At 47.7% G+C, this 22,052-nt stretch carries 15 protein-coding genes; 9 read left to right on the top strand and 6 right to left on the bottom strand.

Annotated elements, in window-relative coordinates; translation table 11 throughout:
• The first annotated feature begins 17 nt into the window (after positions 1–17).
• The 8 genes from A1359_RS10175 (at position 18) to cysN (ending at position 10,414) form a co-directional block, all read left to right on the top strand.
• Positions 18–1,571, top strand: coding sequence for a proton-conducting transporter transmembrane domain-containing protein (locus A1359_RS10175; protein ID WP_332310081.1), 1,554 nt, complete (start codon positions 18–20; stop codon positions 1,569–1,571).
• The gene (locus tag A1359_RS10170; RefSeq protein WP_066981918.1) at positions 1,568–3,106 is read left to right on the top strand and encodes a complex I subunit 4 family protein; all 1,539 of its coding nucleotides are present in this window, start codon (positions 1,568–1,570) and stop codon (positions 3,104–3,106) included. Before A1359_RS10175 ends, A1359_RS10170 begins: the two co-directional genes overlap by 4 nt.
• The gene (locus tag A1359_RS10165; RefSeq protein WP_232322176.1) at positions 3,087–4,697 is read left to right on the top strand and encodes a complex I subunit 4 family protein; all 1,611 of its coding nucleotides are present in this window, start codon (positions 3,087–3,089) and stop codon (positions 4,695–4,697) included. Before A1359_RS10170 ends, A1359_RS10165 begins: the two co-directional genes overlap by 20 nt.
• A gap of 137 nt (positions 4,698–4,834) precedes the next feature.
• Positions 4,835–5,467, top strand: a complete 633-nt coding sequence (can, locus tag A1359_RS10160; protein WP_066981915.1) for a carbonate dehydratase — start codon at positions 4,835–4,837, stop codon at positions 5,465–5,467.
• 35 nt (positions 5,468–5,502) lie between these two features.
• Positions 5,503–7,062, top strand: coding sequence for a SulP family inorganic anion transporter (locus A1359_RS10155; RefSeq protein WP_066981912.1), 1,560 nt, complete (start codon positions 5,503–5,505; stop codon positions 7,060–7,062).
• A gap of 365 nt (positions 7,063–7,427) precedes the next feature.
• Positions 7,428–8,336, top strand: a complete 909-nt coding sequence (gene cysD / locus A1359_RS10150) for a sulfate adenylyltransferase subunit CysD (protein ID WP_066981909.1) — start codon at positions 7,428–7,430, stop codon at positions 8,334–8,336.
• Positions 8,337–8,372: 36 nt separating this feature from the next.
• Positions 8,373–8,717 carry a four helix bundle protein gene (locus A1359_RS10145; protein WP_066981906.1) on the top strand — a complete coding sequence of 115 codons (345 nt, stop codon included), beginning with the start codon at positions 8,373–8,375 and terminating at the stop codon, positions 8,715–8,717.
• A 71-nt stretch (positions 8,718–8,788) separates the two neighbouring features.
• Positions 8,789–10,414 (top strand): sulfate adenylyltransferase subunit CysN, encoded by a 1,626-nt coding sequence (gene cysN / locus A1359_RS10140; RefSeq protein WP_066981903.1) that lies wholly within the window; start codon positions 8,789–8,791, stop codon positions 10,412–10,414.
• A 184-nt stretch (positions 10,415–10,598) separates the two neighbouring features.
• Here the strand turns inward: cysN and A1359_RS10135 are convergent, their stop codons facing one another.
• From A1359_RS10135 to A1359_RS10105, 6 genes are all read right to left on the bottom strand, one after another.
• Positions 10,599–12,128 (bottom strand): bifunctional GNAT family N-acetyltransferase/carbon-nitrogen hydrolase family protein, encoded by a 1,530-nt coding sequence (locus A1359_RS10135; RefSeq protein ID WP_066981901.1) that lies wholly within the window; start codon positions 12,126–12,128, stop codon positions 10,599–10,601.
• Positions 12,129–12,385: 257 nt separating this feature from the next.
• Complete coding sequence (locus A1359_RS10130; protein ID WP_066981898.1) at positions 12,386–12,874, bottom strand: DUF3124 domain-containing protein; 489 nt, start codon at positions 12,872–12,874, stop codon at positions 12,386–12,388.
• A 285-nt stretch (positions 12,875–13,159) separates the two neighbouring features.
• Entirely contained in the window at positions 13,160–14,140 is a 981-nt protein-coding gene (locus A1359_RS10125; protein WP_066981895.1) for an HD domain-containing phosphohydrolase, read from the bottom strand.
• Positions 14,141–14,152: 12 nt separating this feature from the next.
• Positions 14,153–17,839 carry a hybrid sensor histidine kinase/response regulator gene (locus A1359_RS10120; RefSeq protein WP_066981892.1) on the bottom strand — a complete coding sequence of 1,229 codons (3,687 nt, stop codon included), beginning with the start codon at positions 17,837–17,839 and terminating at the stop codon, positions 14,153–14,155.
• 501 nt (positions 17,840–18,340) lie between these two features.
• A complete protein-coding gene (locus A1359_RS10110; RefSeq protein ID WP_066981888.1) occupies positions 18,341–19,393 on the bottom strand; it encodes a cytochrome-c peroxidase in 1,053 nt (350 codons plus the stop codon).
• A 211-nt stretch (positions 19,394–19,604) separates the two neighbouring features.
• The gene (locus A1359_RS10105; protein ID WP_066981885.1) at positions 19,605–20,210 is read right to left on the bottom strand and encodes a DUF1264 domain-containing protein; all 606 of its coding nucleotides are present in this window, start codon (positions 20,208–20,210) and stop codon (positions 19,605–19,607) included.
• Positions 20,211–20,490: 280 nt separating this feature from the next.
• Here A1359_RS10105 and A1359_RS10100 point away from each other — a divergent pair, with 280 nt between their 5' ends.
• Positions 20,491–21,849 carry a sigma-54 interaction domain-containing protein gene (locus tag A1359_RS10100; RefSeq protein WP_066981883.1) on the top strand — a complete coding sequence of 453 codons (1,359 nt, stop codon included), beginning with the start codon at positions 20,491–20,493 and terminating at the stop codon, positions 21,847–21,849.
• Positions 21,850–22,052 lie beyond the last annotated feature (203 nt).

Genomic DNA, 22,052 nt, shown 5'->3' with positions numbered 1-22,052 from the left:
CCTGCTGGATACTATTTGTGCCTGTTTTGCCTCTACTGGCGAGTATGTTACTCGGCAGTCTACATTTTTTCCGCATTATCGACGGCGAGGCTGACGAAGCCATTAGCGCCAGCGTTTCGATAGTCGCGCAGAGTTTATCGACGCTGTTAGTATTGGGTTTATTGATCGCTGATTTGTCAGGAATATCAGCCAACAATCCTGTTTACGGCAATTGGCTCAGCATCGGTCAATTAAGTATCGATTTTTCCTTGCGCAGCTCGGGTTTCAATCTGAGTTTGGCCGCTTTGTTTTCCCTGCTGTTGCTGATAGTGACGCGTTTTTCGGTGAATTATTTGCACCGCGAAGCAGGTTTTCATCGCTTCTTTTTCATCCTGAATTTATTTGCGGCAGCCATGCTGCTGCTAGTGCTATCAGGCAATGCAGTGTTTACGTTTTTTGGCTGGGAAGTGGCCGGAGTCTGTTCCTATTGGCTGATTGCTTATGCTTACGACAGACCGACAGCTGCCCATAATGCCACCCGAGCCTTTGTCACCAATCGGGTGGGTGATGGCGGCTTTATATTAGGAATCGTCTTGGCTTTGCTGTGGCAGGAAACTGCCGACTGGCAAATTATAAATAGTGCTGCTGCCGATCTCGATCGAGGTGACGCCACCTTATTGGCGCTGTGTTTTGCGTTGGCGGCTTTTGCCAAATCCGCTCAGATTCCATTCACGCCATGGCTGGCAAGGGCCATGGAAGGACCAACCCCTTCCAGTGCTGTGTTTTACGGCGGTGTGATGATACATGCCGGCGTATTTTTGATTATTCAATTACAAGACTTGTTTACTCAAGCGCCGATAGCCATGTTGCTGTTGGCGCTGACGGGTGGGCTGACCGCCGTCTACAGTTATTGGGTGGGCTTGAGTCAGACCGACATAAAAAGTGCACAGGTGTTTGCTACTTCCGGCCAACTGGGGTTGATGTTTCTGGAATGCGGCCTGGGGTTTTGGACGCTGGCAGCCGGGCATTTGGCGGCCCACGCCGTCGTAAGATGTTATTTGCTGCTAACAGCGCCGTCGATTATGCATGCTACCCATGCGCAGCCAATCAAGCCCGTGCCTGCCCGCTTGGCCAATTGCCGCTGGGCTTTCATGGTTTCTTTACAACGCGGCTGGCTGGAAGCCATCATAGATTGGCTGTTGGTCAAACCGATTCAAAAGTTGGGCCGGGATATGCGTAACATTGATGAACTCATTATCGACCCGGCATTAGGGGTACCGGGGCCGGCTATCAGAGCAATTTCCTCGCTGGCCCACTGGGAAGAACAGAAAATGGGTGCCAATCTGGATAGTGAAGAAGATAGCTTTGCCCGCGGCAGCGGCCTGGCCGGCAAGCTGACGCAATGGACTGCGGCATTGATGGGCTGGTTTGAATTTCATTTTATTTTACGCGGTATCGGCCGCAACTCGATTCGCCTGGGCCGACGTCTGGGACGCAAAGCCAATCGCTTTGAACAATTATTGTTAAGTCCTCGCTATCTGGTACTTTTTGTCTTGATCACCCTGATGGTGGCACTGGGGTATGCGGCATGACCGACATAGTCTACTGGCAGGCCACAACGTTTTTGCCTCTGTTAAGCGTGCTGACTTTGGTGCCGCTGTTGACTATGGTGTTGGTATTGTTAAACAAGCCGGCCTATAGTTTGAACCTGGGACTGGCCGGTGCGTTGATCAATGTAGCCTTAAGTATTTATTTGCTGCGAGTGTTCGACTCTGAGGCCCCCGGTATTCATTTAGCCGAAACGCTGGATTTTCTGGGTATAGGCTATCGAGCAGGAGTCGATGGCACGAATATCCTGTTTATTCCGCTGACGGCTATTCTGGGGCTGCTGGCTTTGGTGTATACCATGATTACTCGCCACCGCCACGATCGTTTGTTTGTGGCCTGTCTGCTGGCGTATCAGGGTATTTTGATTGGTGCTTTTGTGGCATTAAATGCCATGCAATTCTGGTTCTGGTGTTTGCTGGAACTAGTGCCGGTGGTGTTGCTGACCGTTTCTGCAGGCACCGGTAGACAACGTAACCAAGTGATTAAAACCGTCTTGCAGTATTGGCTGTCCGGCTTGGCGATGAGTCTGGCCGGTTTTTTACTACTGAGTTTTGGTTTGATGCAAAACGGCCTGGATTTCAGTTTCGAATGGCTGACGCTGAAACAGCATAATCTGGCGATTCCGCACGAAACCTTGATCTTCATCCTGCTGTTTTTTGGTTTTGCGGTACGTATGCCGCTGTTTCCTTTTCATGGCTGGTTGCCTTTACTGGCCGAACACGGCACCGCCGCCAGCGCAGCGATTTTTATCACCGGTTTAAAACTGGGGATTTATGCCTTGATCCGGTTTATTTTGCCACTGGTGCCGGGCGCTGCCGAGCAATGGGCGCATTTTGTGGTCAGTTTGGGCTTGATCGGGATTTTTTACGGCGCCTTGCTGGCGCTGATGCAAATCAACATGCGTCGCTTGTTGGCGTTTGCGGTGATCAGCCATACCGGCATGCTGGCGATTGGGGTGTTTTCGTTTAACGACTTTGCCCTGGAAGGCAGTATTTTGCTGTCTGTGGCTTATGGTTTGGCGACCGCCGGCATGCTGTTTAGCATAGGTTTGATTTACGAACGCACTCGCACCTCTTACTTACCGAGACTGGGCGGATTATTCGAAACCAATTCCGAGATTGGCTTGTTGTTTTTAATATCCGCACTCAGCACCATGGTGATGCCGGGCACGCCGGGTTTTGACGCCGCGCACTTGCTGATCGAAGGCACTATCGAGGAACACGGTTGGCTGACTGCGATTGCCATTTTAATCGGTAACGTATTAGCGGCCGGTTTTTTACTGTGGGCCTTTCAACGCCTGTTTATTGCCCATTCCAAACGTAAGGTGCAGCCGTACAGCAGTATTAATCATCCACTGGCGCAAGAACGCATCATTACTCTGGTAATTTGCGGCTTGCTGATGGCTACCGGTTTTTACACTACGCCCTGGCTAAAATACATCGATCAGGAAGCCAGCGAAATTGGCGAACACTATCCTGAGCATCACAGCCATCATACCAATGAGCCCGACAATGATTGATAGTGTGCCGTTACTTTCTTTATGCCTGATCTGGCCCTGGCTGGGTGTTATGCTGCTGGCAGTGATCAAAAATCCGCAGCAGGCGAAACGTTTAACCTTATTGGTAGCGTTTATCGAACTGTTGATTAGCTTGCGGGTGGTGCAAGGGTTTAACCCCGAATTCGGCGGCTTTCAATTTCTGGAAGATTATGTCTGGATACCGGGACTGAATAGTCATTTCCAGTTGGGTGTCGATGGCATCTCGGTGCTGTTTTTGCCGATGACTGCCTGGGTAACCATAATGGCTTTGCTTGCCAGCTGGAATAGCGTGCAGCATTTGAGCCGCTTTCATCTGGCATTGTTACTGATGTTGGAAAGTGTCACGGTCGGGGTATTTTCCGCACTGGATTTAACGCTGTTTTTCCTGTTTTGGGAATTGACTTTGCCACCGATTTTCTTCCTGATCGGCTTGTGGGGTATAGGCGCCGAGCGGCGTTATGCCGCCATGAAATACACGCTTTATATGCTGTTCGGTGGCGTGCCGCTGCTATTTGCCATCATCTTGCTGGCACTAAATCATGCGCAAATGACCGGAGGCTCGATTCCGCAGGACCTGGTATTCAGTCTGCCTGTTTTACTCAACACACCGATTGCAAGTGAATCACAAGGCTTGATTTTTTGGCTGCTGATGCTGGGTTTTGCAGTCAAAGCACCGCTAATGCCTTTTCATACCTGGTTGCCGACAGCAGCCATGGAGGCGCCGACACAAATTACGGCTTTGTTAGTCGGCTTAAAATTGGGTGTTTATGGCATTTTGCGCTTTGCAATTCCACTGGCACCTGCTGCTGCTATGGAACATCGCTGGCTATTGGCGATCGTTGGCGCTGTAACTTTGGTATATGCTGGCCTGATTGCGCTACAACAAACCAATTTACGTCGTTTGTTGGCGTATTCCAGCGTCAGCCATGTGGGTCTTGTGTTGATAGGGATCGCTTCATTCACTTTGTCAGGTTTGCAAGGTGCAGTCATACAGTTATTAAACTTCAGTATCGTTGCCAGCAGCCTGATGTTAATCGCCGGCATGATACAACAACGACTAGGCAGTACAGATTTAGTGCATTTAAGTGGACTAGCCAAGCCTATGCCACGCTTGACTGTGTTATTTTTTCTATTTGCCTTGTCTAGCATCGGGGTGCCGCCGACCAATGGCTTTCCGGCAGAACTTTTGATGTTGCTAGGCACTGTGCAAAGTTTTCCAGCTTTATCACTGGTGGTTTTATTGACTGCAGTGATAAGTGCTGCCTATGTATTGGGTTTTGTCCGACGCGGTTTGTTTGGTCCGGTAGTGCAACAATCGGTTGCCCGCTTACAGGATTTACGCCCTCGGGAATTAGGATTGTTGATTACGCCTGCTTTACTAGTGCTGGTGCTGGGCGTGTATCCGCAGTGGTTGTTATCTGAGCAGGAAGCTACTTTGATCGTTTGGTTACAGCGCCTGCAGCCATCAACCACCGTGCAGGTTGCGGAAGTCAAGCCAGCGGCCAATGACGATATTCCTATATCAAATTTACCTGTATTACCCTATAAGATAAATCTACAAATAGCCGATTGAGTATAAAGATTGAAGAAACATCCTTTTTGCCATATAGTTTCGATTCGATATTTAATCGCCAATGAGGTGAGTAGCCTGAACAATCAATGCGTAATTCTATCTACTCAACATCATTAACTTAATTAAGGAAGACAATCATGCATACACCTGAAAAATTATTACTTGAAAACCGCGCTTGGTCAGCAGAAGTGAGTAGAAAAGATCCTGGCTACTTCAAACTGCTGGCTCTAGAGCAAAAACCGGATTTTTTATGGATAGGTTGTGCAGACAGCCGGGTGCCGGCTGAAACGGTAGTCAACGCCCAACCCGGTGAAATATTCGTGCACCGAAATATTGCCAATCAGGTGATAACTACCGATTTTAACTGTCTGAGTGTGTTGCAATATGCTATTTCAGTCTTAAAGGTCAAACATGTCATTGTTTGTGGGCATTATGGTTGCGGCGGGGTTAAAGCGGCCTTACAACCGCAACAATCGGATCTGGTGATTGCCAATAAATGGCTGTCGCATATCAAGGATGTTTACCGCCTGCATCAGGATGAGCTTGAGTCTATCGATCCAGCCAAAAAACTCGGCCGTTTGATCGAGTTAAATATCATCGAACAGGTATATCGTTTAGCGCATACTTCCATCATTCAATCCGCCTGGAAACATGGCCACAAGCCCACACTGCACGGCTGGGTTTATGGTTTGGATGATGGATTGATTGACGAATTAATCAAGCTGGATCATAACACCCAAATACACCCTATTTACCGTTACGCCGACTAACCTGCTGGCCTATTGAATTAACTGAGAAATCATCCATGAAATCCGATTTGCACTATTACCTAAAGAACTTAAAACATGATTTACCGGCCAGTATGGTAGTTTTTTTGGTGGCGCTGCCGTTATGTTTGGGAATTGCTTTGGCTTCCGGGGCTCCCTTATTTTCCGGCGTGATTGCCGGGATCATCGGTGGCATTATAGTGGCTTGGGCTAGCGGTTCTCATCTCAGTGTCTCCGGGCCTGCTGCCGGCTTGACTGTTATTGTGTTTAACGGCATCGAAACCTTGGGCAGTTTTAATGCCTTTTTATTGAGTTTGGTGATAGCCGGAATTTTTCAAATCATTTTGGGCTATCTTAAAGCTGGCCTGATCGGTGCATTTTTTCCAGTATCGGTCATAAAAGGCATGTTGGCGGCGATAGGTTTGATTTTGATTATCAAACAAATCCCGCATGCCACAGGTTACGACACCAGCTTTGACGGTGATGAAAGTTATATGCAGGAAACCGCCAAAAGCAGTTTTTTTGAATTGGTCGATGCGCTGGAGGGCATTACGCCGGGGGCCCTTATCATTAGCGGTGTAGCACTATTGATACTGATTGTCTGGGAAACCCGGCTTTTCAAACGCTCCAGTTTGCTGCAATTGATTCCCGGTCCATTGGTGGCCGTGGTATGGGGGGTGGCATATAACATATTGGTATTACAATATGCGCCGGAATGGGCTATCAGTCAGCGGCATCTGGTATCGTTACCCGAGCTGGGTAGCGTGGAAAACTTTATCAATCAATTCCGTATGCCGGATTTCAGTAATCTGGCTAACCCTAAGGTTTATAGCATTGCCGCAACCTTGGCTATCATTGCCAGCCTGGAAACCTTATTAAGTATTGAAGCAGTAGACAAGCTGGATCCGCACAAACGTATCGCCCCGACCAATCGAGAACTCAAGGCGCAAGGCCTGGGTAATATTATTAGCGGCATGATAGGGGGAATACCTATTACTGCAGTTATCGTGCGTAGTTCGGCCAATATCAATGCCGGCGGACAAACCCGAATATCCAGTTTTTTCCACGGGGTATTGTTATTGATTAGCGTGATGTTTTTTGCGGAATATCTGAATCAAATCCCTTTGGCTTGCTTGGCGGCCATCCTGTTGCAAATTGGTTATAAGCTTGCTAAACCCAAGCTGTTCATCGAGTTTTATCACAGAGGCTGGAATCAATTTTTACCCTTTGCAATTACTATTGCAGCTATTTTACTGACTGACCTGCTACTAGGTATCACCATTGGTATGGCGATTGGTATTTTCTTTGTACTGCGCGCCAATTTCCATGAAGCCATGACCTTGACCACGCACGGCTCGCATTTTTTGTTGCGTCTGCATAAAGATGTGTCGTTTCTCAACAAAGCGCTGTTACGTAAACATTTAAGCGCTATTTCCAACGACAGTGAATTAATTATCGATGGTAACAAGGCCTTATTCATCGACCAGGATATTCTGGAAACGATCGCCGACTTTTTGCTGGCAGCGCCCGACCGAGGGATCAATGTTGAAATCCAAGGCTTCAGTGCTTACTGTGTAATACCCAGTTCCGGGCATTAAATTCGAAAGTCCGGGTTGCTAAGGATTTGACCACAAATAACTTCCCGCTATCCAAACACGTCATGCCGGCAGAGATTGCCGGTATCCAAGTCACATGGACGTGGAGGGCCTTCTATAATCCATGACATCGTGGTTCCGGCAATCCCTGCCGAAACCACGAAGTTTCGCATGGGGATTCCAATTCGGGACGTTATTCCAGACCAAATCCCAAGCCGGATAATCGAAACTGCAATTCCATTTTAATGGCTGTGTTTTCAGCTTCGGCACGATTATCCGCTTTACTAATGGCATACACAGCCTGTTTACCTTTAAAATAGCCCGATTAAAATTTTTTGCAGCTATGGGCTTATTGCCCCGGAACGTTCATGACCGATTATAAATTAACCCACCTTAAGCAGCTCGAAGCCGAAAGCATACATATCATCCGCGAAGTAGCGGCAGAATTCGACAAACCGGTCATGTTGTATTCCATAGGCAAGGATTCTGCGGTAATGCTGCATCTAGCCATGAAGGCTTTTTCCCCTGGCAAGCCACCTTTTAAACTTCTGCATGTCGACACCACCTGGAAATTCAAGGAAATGATTGAATTTCGTGATCGCTTGACCAAGGATTTAGGCCTGGATTTATTGGTGCATATTAATCAAGACGGTGTCGAGCAAGGTATTGGCCCTTTTACCCACGGCAGTAAAAAACATACTGACGTCATGAAAACCGATAGCCTTAAACAAGCTTTGAACAAATATCAGTTTGATGCCGCCTTCGGTGGCGCCCGCCGCGACGAGGAAAAATCACGCGCCAAAGAGAGGGTATACTCTTTTCGTGACAAAAACCATCGCTGGGATCCGAAAAATCAACGCCCGGAATTATGGAATATTTATAACGGCAAAGTGGAAAAGGGCGAAAGCATCCGGGTGTTCCCGCTATCGAACTGGACCGAGCTGGATATTTGGCAATACATTCATCTGGAAAATATTCCTATCGTACCGCTGTATTTCGCCAAAGAACGCCCGGTGGTGAATAAAGACGGCATGTTGATCATGGTCGATGACGAGCGCATGCCGATAGACCCTGAGGATAAAGTCGAAATGAAAATGGTGCGTTTCCGTACCCTGGGCTGTTATCCATTGACGGGCGCAGTCGAATCCACCGCGACTACCTTGCCGGAAATCATCCAGGAAATGCTGCTGACGACGACATCTGAACGCCAGGGTCGCTTGATCGACCATGACCAATCCGGCTCTATGGAACAGAAAAAACGCGAAGGATACTTTTAAATAAACAGGCTAAAGGCAAAAGGCTCAAGGCAAAAGATGGCACGCTTTGAAGACTTGGAGGTTTGGCAGCGTTCATCACGACTTTGTGTCGAAATTTATAAAGGCTTGGCGACTTGCAAGGATTTTGGCTTTAAGGATCAGATAACCCGCTCCAGCTTATCAATTCCTAGCAATATTGCAGAAGGGTTTGAAAGAAGAAGTGACAAAGATTCCAATAAATTCCTTTATTACGCAAAAGGATCAAGCGGCGAATTACGCACCCAAATATACATTGGCATCAAAATTGGGTACATCCCAAAAGAGACAGGGATGAATTGGAAAGACGAAGCTGAACAACTTTCAAAAATGCTGGCAGCCTTGATTAAATCGAGAGCACCTTAACTTTTGCCTTTCAACTTGAGCCTTTTACCTAATTTATTATCCCCGATTTAACTTTTAATTTTGGAACACTCATGTCCCACCAATCCGACTTAATCAGCACTGACATCAACGCCTATCTGGCGCAACACGAACGCAAAGAATTATTGCGCTTTCTAACCTGTGGTAACGTCGACGACGGTAAAAGTACCTTGATCGGCCGATTACTGCATGACTCGAAAATGATCTATGAAGATCAGTTGGCCGCCGTACAGGCTGACAGCGTTAAGTCCGGCACCACCGGCGCCGGCAAGATCGATTTGGCTTTGTTGGTCGACGGCTTGCAGGCCGAGCGTGAGCAAGGCATCACCATCGACGTCGCCTATCGTTATTTTTCTACTTCCACCCGCAAATTCATCATTGCCGACACACCGGGCCACGAGCAGTACACCCGCAACATGGCCACCGGCGCATCCACCTGCGATTTGGCGGTGATCCTGATCGACGCCCGTTATGGCGTACAAACCCAAACTAAACGGCACAGTTTTATCGCCTCCTTACTGGGCTTAAAACACATCATTGTGGCCATTAATAAAATGGATTTGATGGCTTACAGTGAAGACACCTTCAACAAAATCAAAGCCGATTATCTGGCCTTCGTAAAGACTTTGGGTCAACACGACATCCATTTCATCCCCATGTCTGCACTGGATGGCGACAACGTAGTCAACCCTAGCGAAAACATGCCCTGGTATACAGGCAAACCGATGATGGAGTTACTCAACAGCATCGAAATTGCCAGCGACCACAACTTTGACGACGCCCGTTTCCCGGTGCAGTACGTCAACCGACCTAATCTGGATTTCCGTGGCTTCTGCGGTACGGTTGCTTCCGGCGTGTTTCACAAAGGCGATGCGATCACTGCAATGCCATCCGGCAAAACCAGTACGATTAAATCGATTGTCACCTACGACGGCGAACTGGAACAGGCTTTTGCCTCCATGGCTGTTACGCTGACACTCACTGACGAGATAGATGTCAGTCGTGGCGACATTATCGTCGGCTCGCAGCAGTCCGCACCCACGGTTGCCGACCGATTTAAAGCCACTATCGTCTGGATGACTGAAAAGCCCATGACACCGGGTCGGCAATATTTAATTAAATTAGCCACACGCAATGTTTCCGGATCGATATCGATGATTCATCACCGGATAGACGTCAATACCCTGGAACATCACGATGCCAACGAACTCAAATTAAACGAATTCGGCCTGTGTACTGTCGCGGTTAATGCCCCGGTGGTGTTTGATCCTTACAAACTCAATAAAACCACTGGCTCCTTCATTGTCATCGATCGCTTGACCAATATTACGGTCGGCGCCGGCATGATCAGCGGTGATGCTAGCGAGGAAGACTGGTCACCCGTTAGCGCCGAAGAACGTGCCACTCGTTACAGTCAGATAGCATCTGTAATTGCCTTGAACGGCAGCGACGCTGCCCAAGTTGCCTATCATCTGGAACGCAAATTATTCGACACCGGCCACGCCACCACCATACTTGAAGCCGACAACGATGAATTAGTCGTCGCCATCAAAAACGCTGGCTTGTTATGTCTGTGTCTGGGTGAAAAATCAACACAAGCTGATGTGGCGTTTAATTGCGATGAAAATACGGTCGATGAAATCTATGCGGCACTTAAAAATCGCGGGTTGATTCATTAGCTTATAGAGACTAAGGATTTGGTCATAGCTATCCAAGCACGTCATGCCGGCAGGGATTGCCGGCATCCATGACCTCTGGGTCCCGACATTCCCTGCCGAAATATAGATTTATAGGTTTTGAGAAGGTTTAGCTGAAGCAGCCTGCTAATCAGGTCAAAATATAAGAAACCGGAAAGCCAGTAAATTATTGCCATTCCAGCCGATAAAGATCCTGACGTCGCAGGGATAGATTTCTGGAAGCACCACGGCTACGAGCTTGCTTTAGAAGCTCAAGATTGACATCTGCAATCAGCGTCATTTCGGTGTTGGGTGTGGCCTCGGCCAAAATGGCGTCGTGTGGGAAGGCAAAATCACTAGGACTAAAAATGGCCGCTTGCGAATACTGAATATCCATATTTTCGGCATGCGGCAAATTACCGACGCTGCCGCCGATGGCGACAAAACATTCGTTTTCGATAGCCCTCGCTTGCGAACAATAACGTACCCGTTGATAAGCGTTTTTGGTGTCGGTCCAGAAGGGTACAAACACAATTTGCGCCCCCTGTAACGCTGCCAACCGGGCCAACTCCGGAAACTCGGCATCGTAGCTAATTAAGATGGCGATTTTGCCGCAATCGGTATCAAATACTTTCAGGGCATCGCCGCCTTTTACCCCCCAATATGCCACTTCATCCACCGAGATATGGATTTTGTATTGTGCTTCAAAGGTGCCATCCCTTCGTAGCAGCCAGGAAACATTGTAAAGCTCCCGATGGCTATACTCCGGCATGCTGCCGGCAATGATATTGATGTTATACGACATCGCCATTTCCAACAGTCCATCACGAATATCACGACTGAAACCCGCCAAAGCGCGGATAGCATCTGCCGGATTTTTATCATTAAACGAACCCATTAACGGTGCACTGATATATTCCGGAAACAACACAAAATCGGCGTTGTAACCGGCTACTGCATCGATAAAAAACTCGGCATGTTTCAATAACATATCCACACTGGCCAAGGGACGCATTTGCCATTGCACCACTCCCAGCCGAATCACATTTTTTAGGTCGCCCAACTCGGGGGTTTTATCGACATAATCCAGATTAATCCATTCCAGCAAAGTGGCATAACCCTGAGAGTCGCCATCCACCGGCAAATAACCCGTCAGCAACTTACGGACATGAAAGCCGTTGGCCATTTGAAACGACAACACCGGATCGAATATTTCCCGGCTTTTGACTTGTTCGATATAACGCACCGGCGTCAAACTGTCTGCGTATTTGGCATAACCCGGTATGCGGCCACCGGCAATGAAGCGCCGCAAGTTAAAATTGCGACATATTTCTTTACGGGCATCATATAAACGCCGCCCCAATCGCAACCCTCTAGACTTGGGGTGCACGAAAATATCCACCCCATACAAGGTGTCGCCCTCCAACGTATGGTGAGTCAAATAGCCGTTACCGGTGATTTGGTTATAAGTATGATTGTCGCCAAATTTGGCGTAGTCGACGATCATACTGAAAGCCGCCGCCACCAGCATGCCATTATCTTCGATACCGATTTGCCCTTCAGGAAATCGGGTAACTTGCGAGATATATTGATCTTTCTGCCAGGCGCCGCCCAGATTGTCGTAGACTCTATCCATCATTTCGGCAAGCTGCGGGTAATCCTCTGCTGTTAAATGCCTTAACAGCAGTTTGTGTTTCTTGATTTTTTCTTTTTTCATGCCGTCAGCTCCTTAACAGCCGAACAGCCAGCGATCAGAATAATTACTGCCCCAAGAATGATGATGGATAGAATATTCAGCTGCTTGCTCATTATGGGTTACTCGCAGTTGTGCTGGTTTAAATTCAGCCAAAATGATATGGCTTTTAACATTAGATAGCGGCAAAGATAGTTCAAAGAGTCACTTTTGGAAAGCTGATCAGGCAAGCTTGAACGCTAGCTGCCCAGCATTCGGGGGTTTACCCCCAATAACGACACTCAGGGGTTGCACATTATGTTTTCACCGCGAGAAGAAAAGCTATAACTCTTGGTGCCGGCATTACCTGCCATAATGGCTTCGATAATAGGTGGGTATATCTGTTTTTCCGCGGCCCATTGCACGACAAAATTAGCACCTACACCGCCGCGCATGTCTTTTTGCGAGATGACATACGAGGCAGTGGCCATGGGCGTCAATGCGAACAAGCCATTGTTAAGCGTATCGGTCAGATTGCCTTGAGTATCGTAATAATCAACGCGTCTGATGTAAATCGTTCGGTTACTATCGACATTGCGAATGCTCAAGGTGATACCTAGCGATGCGGTTTGATTTTCCGTCAGATAAATGTGCGAATAGGCGGGCACATATACCGAGCAGGTGCGTTCCAATTTAATACTGTTGGGATCGACTTTATAGAAATGACTATTTACAGCTGGGCTTCTATAGACCTGTTCAGCCGCTTCCGCATAAACAGTGCATGCTGTCATTGCAAGGATAGCGGTAAGAATACGGCAAAACCATGGTCTGCTTGGGTGTCTGGGCATATTGTTTCCATTACAAAAGGTAAATCATTCAGAGATAGCCTAGCATTTTGCACCATCAAAGCATGCTTATCAGTCAACCAAAGCGACTGTAGCCATTATCAAGCGCAAAACACACTACATTTTCGAATTGAATATTTTTCCTGATTATAAAGCTCGCGCAATTAAGCCATAAAGCGTCATCTTGGCAGTGATATTTAATCCGGCTCACCTGATACCCCAAGCCAAGAATCAATGTTCCCATTTTTTTCGGATGCGCATAATTTCCGGCAATATTTGTTCAAAAGTAGCCATTAATTTTGGATCCAGATGGCTGCCGCTATTTTCTCGCATCACCTTAATGGCTTCTTCTTCCGACCAAGCCAGCTTGTAAGGGCGTTTGCTGGTCAGAGCATCAAATACATCAGCAATGGCAACGATGCGAGCTGATTCCGGTATGTCTTCACCAGCCAAGCCGACTGGATAACCGCTGCCATCCCATTTTTCATGATGATGCAACGCAATGATGGCCGCCATTTTGAACACGGGATTATCGGTTTTGCTGAGGATGTCATAACCCATTTGTGAATGGGTTTTCATGATTTGCCATTCGTCTTCATTCAGCTTGCGCGGGGCTTTTAAAATACCGTGTGGAATGCCAATTTTGCCGGTATCGTGGGTGGGTGCGGCCAGTTCTATCATTTCCACTTGCGTAGGCGTCCAACCCGCAGCACGCGCCAGTGCAGCCGAGTAATCCGCCATACGCCAGATATGTTCGCCGGTGTAGGGATCGTTGTAGTGGCCGGCGTCGCCGAGCATTTTGATAGCGGCGCGCGCCAGTTCATCCAGTGCTTCCGTCCGCACCAGCGACAAATGGGTTTGTACCCGCCGACGCACTATGGGACCGGATACCGGCTTTTGGATGTAATCCACCGCGCCGACATCGAATCCACGGGCTTCATCTTCTATTTCGCTCATGGCAGTAACAAAAATCACCGGAATATGCTTGCTGGCGGAGTCGGCTTTTAACTGCCGACAAACCTCATAGCCGTCCATACCCGGCATCATGATGTCCAGCAAGATCATGTCTGGCTGATGTTCTCTGGCGGCTGCCAGCGCCTTTTCGCCATTAATGGCAAAGATCAACTCATAGTGATCTTTTAATATTTGCTGCAGCACTTTCAAGTTATTAGGCTCGTCGTCAACCAGCAGTATTTTGTAACTATCTTTCATGGCATTTTTAGTTTAATCAAGTTGTTCTAGCAGTTTATCGACTTCGCACTTTGCCGCATCGAAATCAAAATTATCTACATGATGTTGGATAGACTTTAGTTTGCCCTGATCAAGACAAGAAGCAAGCTGTCGTAAGATCGGTTGCACGCGATCCGGATTTAACCCATCAAGCGCCACCAGCAACTGCTGTAAAACCGGCTTGACCTGCTCCGCATCGATTTGTATTTGATGCTCGTTTGATTGCGATTCCGGTAACTGTAACTGTAACTGTAACTGATTAATGGCGGCAGCTATGACTGTTAACGCACCATCTAAAACCGCTAATTCTGCCTCAAGACCTTGGCGATGTCCGGCTTTGAGTTGTTCGTCGATGCCCGCTGTCAATTCAGCGATGTCAGTTAAAGCCAGATTACCGGCAACCCCTTTTAAGGCGTGCGCTATACCTTCTATCATTTGCAAAGGTTTTTTTTCATCAGCCAGCATATCGCTCATTTTCTCGGCGTCTTGGCTATGCTGATTGGCAAAATCCAGTAAGGCCTGGGCATACACATGAGCGTCACGCCAGGTTGACAGGCCTTTGGCAGTATCGGCCAAAGTATGTAAAGGACTAAAATCAATGTCGACAACTGGCTTGCTGATGGATTTTGTTTCCAGTTTGATTTCAGATGCGGCTAAACCGACACCTACTGGTGTATGCAACTCCATTTGTTCCAATAACTCATCGATATTAATCGGTTTACCAACGATGGCATCCATGCCGGCTTCGAAGCATTGATCCTGTTCGTGCATGAGCACACTGGCGGTCAATGCCACAATCGGTATTCGGCTGTTACCGCCCAGCTCAAGCTGGCGAATTCGCCGGGTAGCGTTAATGCCATCCAACACAGGCATTTGCAAATCCATCAAAATCAAATCGTAACCACCAGCTTGAAAAGCCTCCACCGCCTCTTGACCGTTTTTCACCCAAAGCACCTGATGCCCTTGTTGTTCGAGCCGCAAGCGGGCCAAAGTGGCATTGGCCTCAATGTCTTCTGCCAACAACACTTTGAAATGGCGCGGTGACACATAGTCCTGGATTGGCTGCGGATTGTCCTGATACAAACAAATGTCTTGTTGGCTGGTTTCCGGCAAATATACGTTGAAATGAAAAGTCGAACCCTGGCCAAGCTCACTTTCCACCCAGATACGCCCTCCCATCATTTCCACAAGTTGCTTGCTGATGGTGGTACCCAGCCCGGTACCCCCAAAACGGCGACTGGTGGTGGTATCGGCTTGGGAAAACGACTCGAATATTTTTGTCGCTTGTTCTGCCGTCATACCGATACCAGTATCGCTAATGGCAAAATGCACCATATCTTGATCTGCCGCTTTTTCGATTAACACTGAAATTATGCCGGCTTCTGTAAATTTCACTGCATTGCCGACCAGATTCAAAATCACCTGCCGCAGACGACTGGGGTCACCCTTAAAAAACTCCGGTAAATCCGGGGCAAGCTTCAATTCAATTTTCAGGCCTTTTTCAGCCGCTCTTAAAGCGATGGTTTGCAGGGTTTCCTTTAAGGCAAAGGCTAAATTAAAACAGACCGACTCCAACTCTACTTTGCCGGCCTCGATTTTGGAAAAGTCCAGAATATCATTGATAACATTTAGTAAATGCCGGCCTGAACTGAGTATGGTGCGAATATACTCGCAAGTATCGGGCGGCAGATCGGTTTTCTGCAAAGCCATCTCGGCAAAACCAATCACAGTGTTCATGGGGGTGCGAATTTCATGACTCATGTTGGCTAAAAAACTGGCCTTGGCTTTGGTAGCCTCTTCAGCAGTGTCCTTGGCTAATCTGAGTTCCTGTTCGGCTTGCTTTTGCAGGCTAATGTCGGCAATAAAGCCGACAAAAATATGCCTGCCCTCTGAGATAATGCCATGCCCTACTGCCAAATTGGCCGGAAAAGTAGTGCCATCTCTGCGCTGAGCGATCACTTCGCGCTCCAAACCTATAATTTTGGTCTGCTGGGTCTGTAAAAACCGCTGAATGTAGCCATCATGTTCACTGGCAAATGGCTCCGGCATCAGCAATGAAACGTTTTTACCCATAACCTCTTCTGCTTGCCAGCCAAATAATTTTTCCGCGGCCGGATTAAACACCCGAATCGCACCGGTCGCATCGATGGAAATTACCCCGTTGACAGCGGTTTGTACAATGGCTTCCACTTCGGTAGTGGCCATGGCCACCAATTCTTCCAGATGGTCGCGATAGTTGATTAACTCTGCCTCTGCCGCTTTACGTTCTGTAATATCGGTAATCGAACCTATCATGCGCACCGGATTACCGGCGTCATCCCGCATAGCCTCACCGCGATCCAGCACCCAGCGATAACTGCCATCTTTATGCCGCAAGCGAATTTCGGCGCTATAACGCTCTTTATTCTCCAGGTGACGCTGAAATACTTCGCTGGCACGCGCTTTATCGTCAGGATGCACCAATTCAAAAAATATCGATTCCACATTCGGCAACTCACCCTCGGCATAGCCTAAGATTTTGTTCCAGCGGGGAGATAAATAGTATTCATGAGTCAGAATATTCCAATCCCAAATGCCGTCATTCACGGCGCGCTCAGCCAGCATATAACGCTCCTGACTGGTCCGTAATGCCTGTGTGCGCTGCTTTACTTTAGCTTCCAGATTACGCTGAGCATCTGCCAATGCATCGGTCATATGATTAAAGGATGTTGCCAGTTCCGAAATTTCATCCAGACCTTTAACATCGGCACGGATAGTCAGATCGCCCTGCCGAATACAGCGGGCGGTGCAAGTAAGTTGCAAAATCGGGCGAACAATGCGTCTTGCCAGCCACTTGGCAATAAATGCCGCCAGCACTATAAATAACAGCATGGCGATAATGATGCGCTTTTCTATAGTCCGCACCGGCGCAAAGGCCTCGGCTTGGTCGATATGCGCCATTATGCAGCCGCCGCCAATTTCCGGCACGTAGCGAAATCCATGTATCACGGCAACGCCACGATAATCTAAATCCAGCACTGCCGTATTATCCTGCTGCAAACACAATTGCATAGGATGAGCAGAAATAGGATGGCTTTGCCCTTGCGCAGCAGGATAGTGCCCCTCGGTAATGAAAAAGCCCTCATTATCGACCAGAAAGATTTCACCGGATTTTCCCAGATCGGCCGGTGGGGTAAAAATAGGTTGAATCAGGCTGAGGGGATAACTGATCATTAAGCGAAATCCGGAGGGAATATTATCAGCCAATACATAATAGGCAGCTAGATGTTGTTCCGAAGCCGCAGTAAATCCGGCCAATTGATCAGGTTTAAATGCCTTTAGCTCAGTACTGACATCACCCACACTCAAACCATCATCACTGCCAGGTCTAAACAAGCTCACACCGATCGCGCCTTCAGTATGCAAATAATCAGCTAAAGATTTAGCAGCGCAGTTTTTGTCCAGCGTATCGGCTTTGACACATTTACTCAGAATATCGCTTAAGTAGGCATAGGCACGACTGTTAGTTTGCACCAGCACGCGGTTCAATTGCTCGTGCCGACTTTCGGCAATCCGCCCCACCACTCTAATACGATCATTACGAATGGACTCTACAGAAAACCCATACGCCATCCAGGCTATCACCAGAGTTGGTAACAAAATCAACAAAGACAGCAGAATCATCAGACGTTTTTGCAGCATGGCAGCACTCACCAGTTGTTAGGCATCGATTATGCCACGGGCTTTAACGCATCAACTAACTTTCAAGTGTCTGAGATGATATTTCATTAAGCTGAGCAAAATCCAGCTACACGGTATGCCCCAAATTTTCAACTGTATTCACTTTGTCTTGAAAATGAATCACAAGCCGTTAGTGACAAGATCCCCGGCACCCATGAAATTAGCGCTAGTCATTATGTTTTCGGTGCAAATAGACCGCTTTTAGGATTTCGCCAAAATTAACTTCCTCCTATGGTTCCCATGCTCCGCGTCAATGCCATTAAGTTAAGAAAAAGCTCCCTCTCCTGCTGGAGAGGGTTGGGGAGAGGAGATTTATAATAAGGCAAAAAAGCTTTATTTAATCCCCTCATCCTAACCTTCTCCCGGAGGGAGAAGGGATTGTTCTTCCTTAACTTAATGGCAGTGACGCGAAGCGTAGGAACGATGCGCTTGGATTTCGGGATGTTATTTCCAACCATATCCTTATTCCAATCCGGTCAATGTTTTCAAAAACGCCACTAAATCTTTTTTTTCTGCTGCTGTCAGATGTAACGGAAATATCTTGGCATCCACTCCATCACTGCCTGCGCCACCTTTATCGTAATGCTCGACAACTGCTTCCAACGTTTGCAGGCTGCCATCATGCATATAAGGCCCAGTCAAGGCAATGTTACGCAGAGTTGGGGTCTTAAACCGACCGATGTCCGCAGCTTGCTGGGTGACCAGATATCGACCTAATTCGGAACGTTGGGCAGCGGTCCAGCCAGACAAATCGGGTTGTTCTCGACGCTCGCTGGCCGCCTGCAACTCAGCCAACACTGGCGCTAAGCGTTGCGAGCCAATTCCAATGTTATAAAAACGATTATCGGTAAACAGGGCGTGTTTCATCGATATCTCGTGACAGGTGACACAATTTCCTTTGCGCTTAAAAATACGTGAGCCACGTACAGCACTTTCTGATATTGCATTAGGCTGCATGCCAAATAAATAGCGATCAAAAGCCGAATCTCCGGCAATTAATGTGCGCTGATAACTCGCAATGGCTTTGCCGACATGCGCAATGGTTAATTCATCTGCCTGAATATCAAATACACGCGTAAATGCCTTTAAGTAATCGGCATCCTGCCGGAGACTATCGACAATAGTTTGCTGGCTTTTCAAGCCATGCTCAATCGGATTTAAAAACGGTCCCAAGGCTTGTTCTTCCAAGCTAGCCGCCCGACCATCCAGAAACTGGCTGCTATAAAACGCCGCGTTTAATACGGTCGGCGTATTCCGAGTGCCGATTTGTCCGTCTATCCCTTTTGCCAACGGTAAACCATCACTAAAGGCTTTAGCTTCTTGATGGCAACTGGCGCAACTGATAGATCCATCGCCACTCAAGCGTTTGTCGTTAAAAAGCCGCTGGCCCAAGGCAATTTTGTCGGCAGTTTGTGGATTATCTGCCGGGATAATCAGCGCTGGTAATCCAAGCAGGGAATCAGCCCAAAGTGTGCTGGATACAGTCAAACCCAGCAAAAATGTTAATAACCGCATAAGGACTCCAAAAAAAATGCCAGAGTAGCGCCTGAAATATCGCGCTCTCTGGCTAAAAAATGTGTACATGGCTGATGCACACATTTGGGGGATGAAACTTTAGGATTTCGCCAACATTAATTTGTCCATCTACGTATGTCTTGTAGCTGTGCATTCATTCGCCTGGGGCGATTAAAATCGCCCCTATCAATCAATTCAGCAAAGTTACGCGTTAGTCTTGTTCCGGCATGTCCTGTACGATCACAACATACGGTTCACCCAATGGATATTTGTCTTCAGGTTGCTGAAAATAAATAACTTTTCCATAGGTTTCATTGATGACCGGCAAAATCTTAGCCGCCTCTTCCTGTGTCAAATCAGGAAATGAAGCATGTGCTCTCGGCACTTCAGTTTTATGGTAATGCCAATATTTTTTCTCGGCTTCAGGTAAGGTATTGAACTGCGCGGTTGTGATGATGTATTCGAAACCTATGGGCTTGTCTTGATCTTTCATACCGGAATGAAACATCAAACACAACATAGTTTCGTCATCATAGGCTTTGCAATGATGATGAACGACTGTTTGCAGCTTTGGATCATGCACACTATGCTGATCAGGTACCAAATGCCTGATAGCCTGAATATGTAAATCGTTAAAACCTAAATGATTGGGATGTTCTATTTGGTGTGGGTTCAAGGTTTCATTATAGAGTTTTGTTTGCCCTGGCACTACCGCGGCAGGTTGACCATGTTCTGCTTCAGTTGTTGTCGTGTTTACCGCACTAGCGCTAGCTGCCAGACTCAATAATGTACTTGCTATTAAAAGCTTTATTTTCATTGTCTTCCTCTTTAATTATAGTTTGATAAGTGTCTTAAAAGCAGCCCTGCATTGATCACTTGTATTTACTATTACCAGAATCGTGCCAACTTGATTAAATAGGCATAAGCCATTGTTGTTTATTGTTTTCTTCAAATGCAGCCCTATTTTTACAGCTCAACCAACCGTTTCAATGAAACACTTAAGCGTCTCATATGATGCAGCGCATGACACAAACTGTGAAACACAACCTTTTCAATGTTAAAGTCACGGCTTAATTTAAAACAAACCCGCTTATCTCATGAGTCAATCCTCACCATTTTTCAACCGCTGGCTAAGCCAGCTCGGCCCTGATCATATTTTTGCTATCCTGACTGATCTGGTAGATGCTGGCGCCGTTTTTGCAGTCGACGCCGCCGGTAAAGTCATATTTTGGAGTAAAGGCGCGGAGAAACTATTCGAATTGCCGGCTGAAAAAGTGCTCGGCAAACTCTGCGCTGAAGCCTTAAATTGCGATAAGGGTCGCGACCCCTGCGGTTTGGCTGAACATGGTGAAATCAAAGCACAAATGGTGAAATTACGCCGCCCAGGTGGAGGCACACTAACCTGCTATCGCACCGCGCGGGCTTTTTTTGATGCCGATGGTCAATTCGCCGGGGCGCTTGAGTTTTTGCAGCCACAAGCCAGCACCGCGCCGGGCCCTGCAGCGATGTCTAATAGTGAAAGCTTTCACGGTATTTTGTCGCGCGACCCAACCATGCAAGAGGCCATCAAGATCATCCGTAATGTGGCCGAAACTGAAGCCACCGTATTGATACGCGGCGAATCCGGTACCGGCAAAGAACTGGTAGCGAATGCTTTACACTTGGAAAGTGCCCGTCACAACAAGCCATTCATGGCAATCAACTGCGCGGCATTAACGCCCAGCTTGCTGGAAAGCGAATTGTTCGGCCATGTAAAAGGCGCGTTTACCGGTGCAGTTCGTAATCATGCCGGCGTATTTCAGCGCGCGCATGAGGGCACATTATTCCTGGACGAAGTAGCCGAACTGCCACTGGAGCTTCAAGCCAAGCTGTTACGGGTTTTACAGGAGCAAAGCTTCATTCCGGTCGGCGCCGATGCTGCGATTACAGTGGATGTCCGCATCATCGCCGCCACTCATCGTTCTTTACGCGAAGAAGTCAAAGCCGGCCGTTTTCGAGAAGATTTGATGTATCGATTGCGAGTAGTACCGGTATTTTTGCCGCCCTTACGCGAGCGACGGCAGGATGTGAACTTGCTGCTGTGGCAATGTATACAGGAACACAACCAACACGGCCCTCGGCATGTTGACAGTATCGCGCCAGAAGCCATGCGCCGCTTGCTGGATTACCGCTGGCCCGGCAATGTACGGGAATTGAAAAACGTGGTGGAATACGCTTTTGCCGTAGGTCGTGGCAATGAAATCACCCTGGATGATTTGCCGCCGGAATTTCGGGAAACGTCTGCGCCAAATAGCTTTATAGCACCTGTAAGCAAAAGCATTCGTCAGGGCAACGAAGCCGATTTGATTCGCGAGGCTCTACAAGCGGCCAACGGCCATATGGAAACAGCCGCCCGTTCTATCGGCATGAGCAGAGCGACCTTTTGGCGTAAGCGGAAGAAATATCAGATTGATTAGCAGAACTACATCTGAAGTATCGCTGATTAAATTAATACAATTTTCGGCTTAACCAGCGGACGTAGGTTGCCTCTAACAGCCCGCTAAGGAATATGCATGGAATATCATATGCAAGAATCCTGTGTAGATGCGGATTTATCCGCACAGTGCGAATAAATTCGCACCCACAGCTGACGAACTTGTTTCATGCGCATTCCTAACTA

The organism is Methylomonas lenta (assembly GCF_001644015.1).
GTDB lineage: Bacteria > Pseudomonadota > Gammaproteobacteria > Methylococcales > Methylomonadaceae > Methylomonas > Methylomonas lenta.
This window is presented reverse-complemented; position numbering and strand designations above follow the sequence as displayed.

Bases quoted from the DNA above. Each gene is read 5' to 3' on its own strand.
- A1359_RS10170 (WP_066981918.1), top strand. From the start codon at position 1,568: ATGACCGACATAGTCTACTGGCAGGCCACAACGTTTTTGCCTCTGTTA.
- A1359_RS10165 (WP_232322176.1), top strand. From the start codon at position 3,087: ATGAGCCCGACAATGATTGATAGTGTGCCGTTACTTTCTTTATGCCTG.
- can (WP_066981915.1), top strand. From the start codon at position 4,835: ATGCATACACCTGAAAAATTATTACTTGAAAACCGCGCTTGGTCAGCA.
- A1359_RS10155 (WP_066981912.1), top strand. From the start codon at position 5,503: ATGAAATCCGATTTGCACTATTACCTAAAGAACTTAAAACATGATTTA.
- cysD (WP_066981909.1), top strand. From the start codon at position 7,428: ATGACCGATTATAAATTAACCCACCTTAAGCAGCTCGAAGCCGAAAGC.
- A1359_RS10145 (WP_066981906.1), top strand. From the start codon at position 8,373: ATGGCACGCTTTGAAGACTTGGAGGTTTGGCAGCGTTCATCACGACTT.
- cysN (WP_066981903.1), top strand. From the start codon at position 8,789: ATGTCCCACCAATCCGACTTAATCAGCACTGACATCAACGCCTATCTG.
- A1359_RS10135 (WP_066981901.1), bottom strand. From the start codon at position 12,128: ATGAAAAAAGAAAAAATCAAGAAACACAAACTGCTGTTAAGGCATTTA.
- A1359_RS10130 (WP_066981898.1), bottom strand. From the start codon at position 12,874: ATGACAGCATGCACTGTTTATGCGGAAGCGGCTGAACAGGTCTATAGA.
- A1359_RS10125 (WP_066981895.1), bottom strand. From the start codon at position 14,140: ATGAAAGATAGTTACAAAATACTGCTGGTTGACGACGAGCCTAATAAC.
- A1359_RS10120 (WP_066981892.1), bottom strand. From the start codon at position 17,839: ATGCTGCAAAAACGTCTGATGATTCTGCTGTCTTTGTTGATTTTGTTA.
- A1359_RS10110 (WP_066981888.1), bottom strand. From the start codon at position 19,393: ATGCGGTTATTAACATTTTTGCTGGGTTTGACTGTATCCAGCACACTT.
- A1359_RS10105 (WP_066981885.1), bottom strand. From the start codon at position 20,210: ATGAAAATAAAGCTTTTAATAGCAAGTACATTATTGAGTCTGGCAGCT.
- A1359_RS10100 (WP_066981883.1), top strand. From the start codon at position 20,491: ATGAGTCAATCCTCACCATTTTTCAACCGCTGGCTAAGCCAGCTCGGC.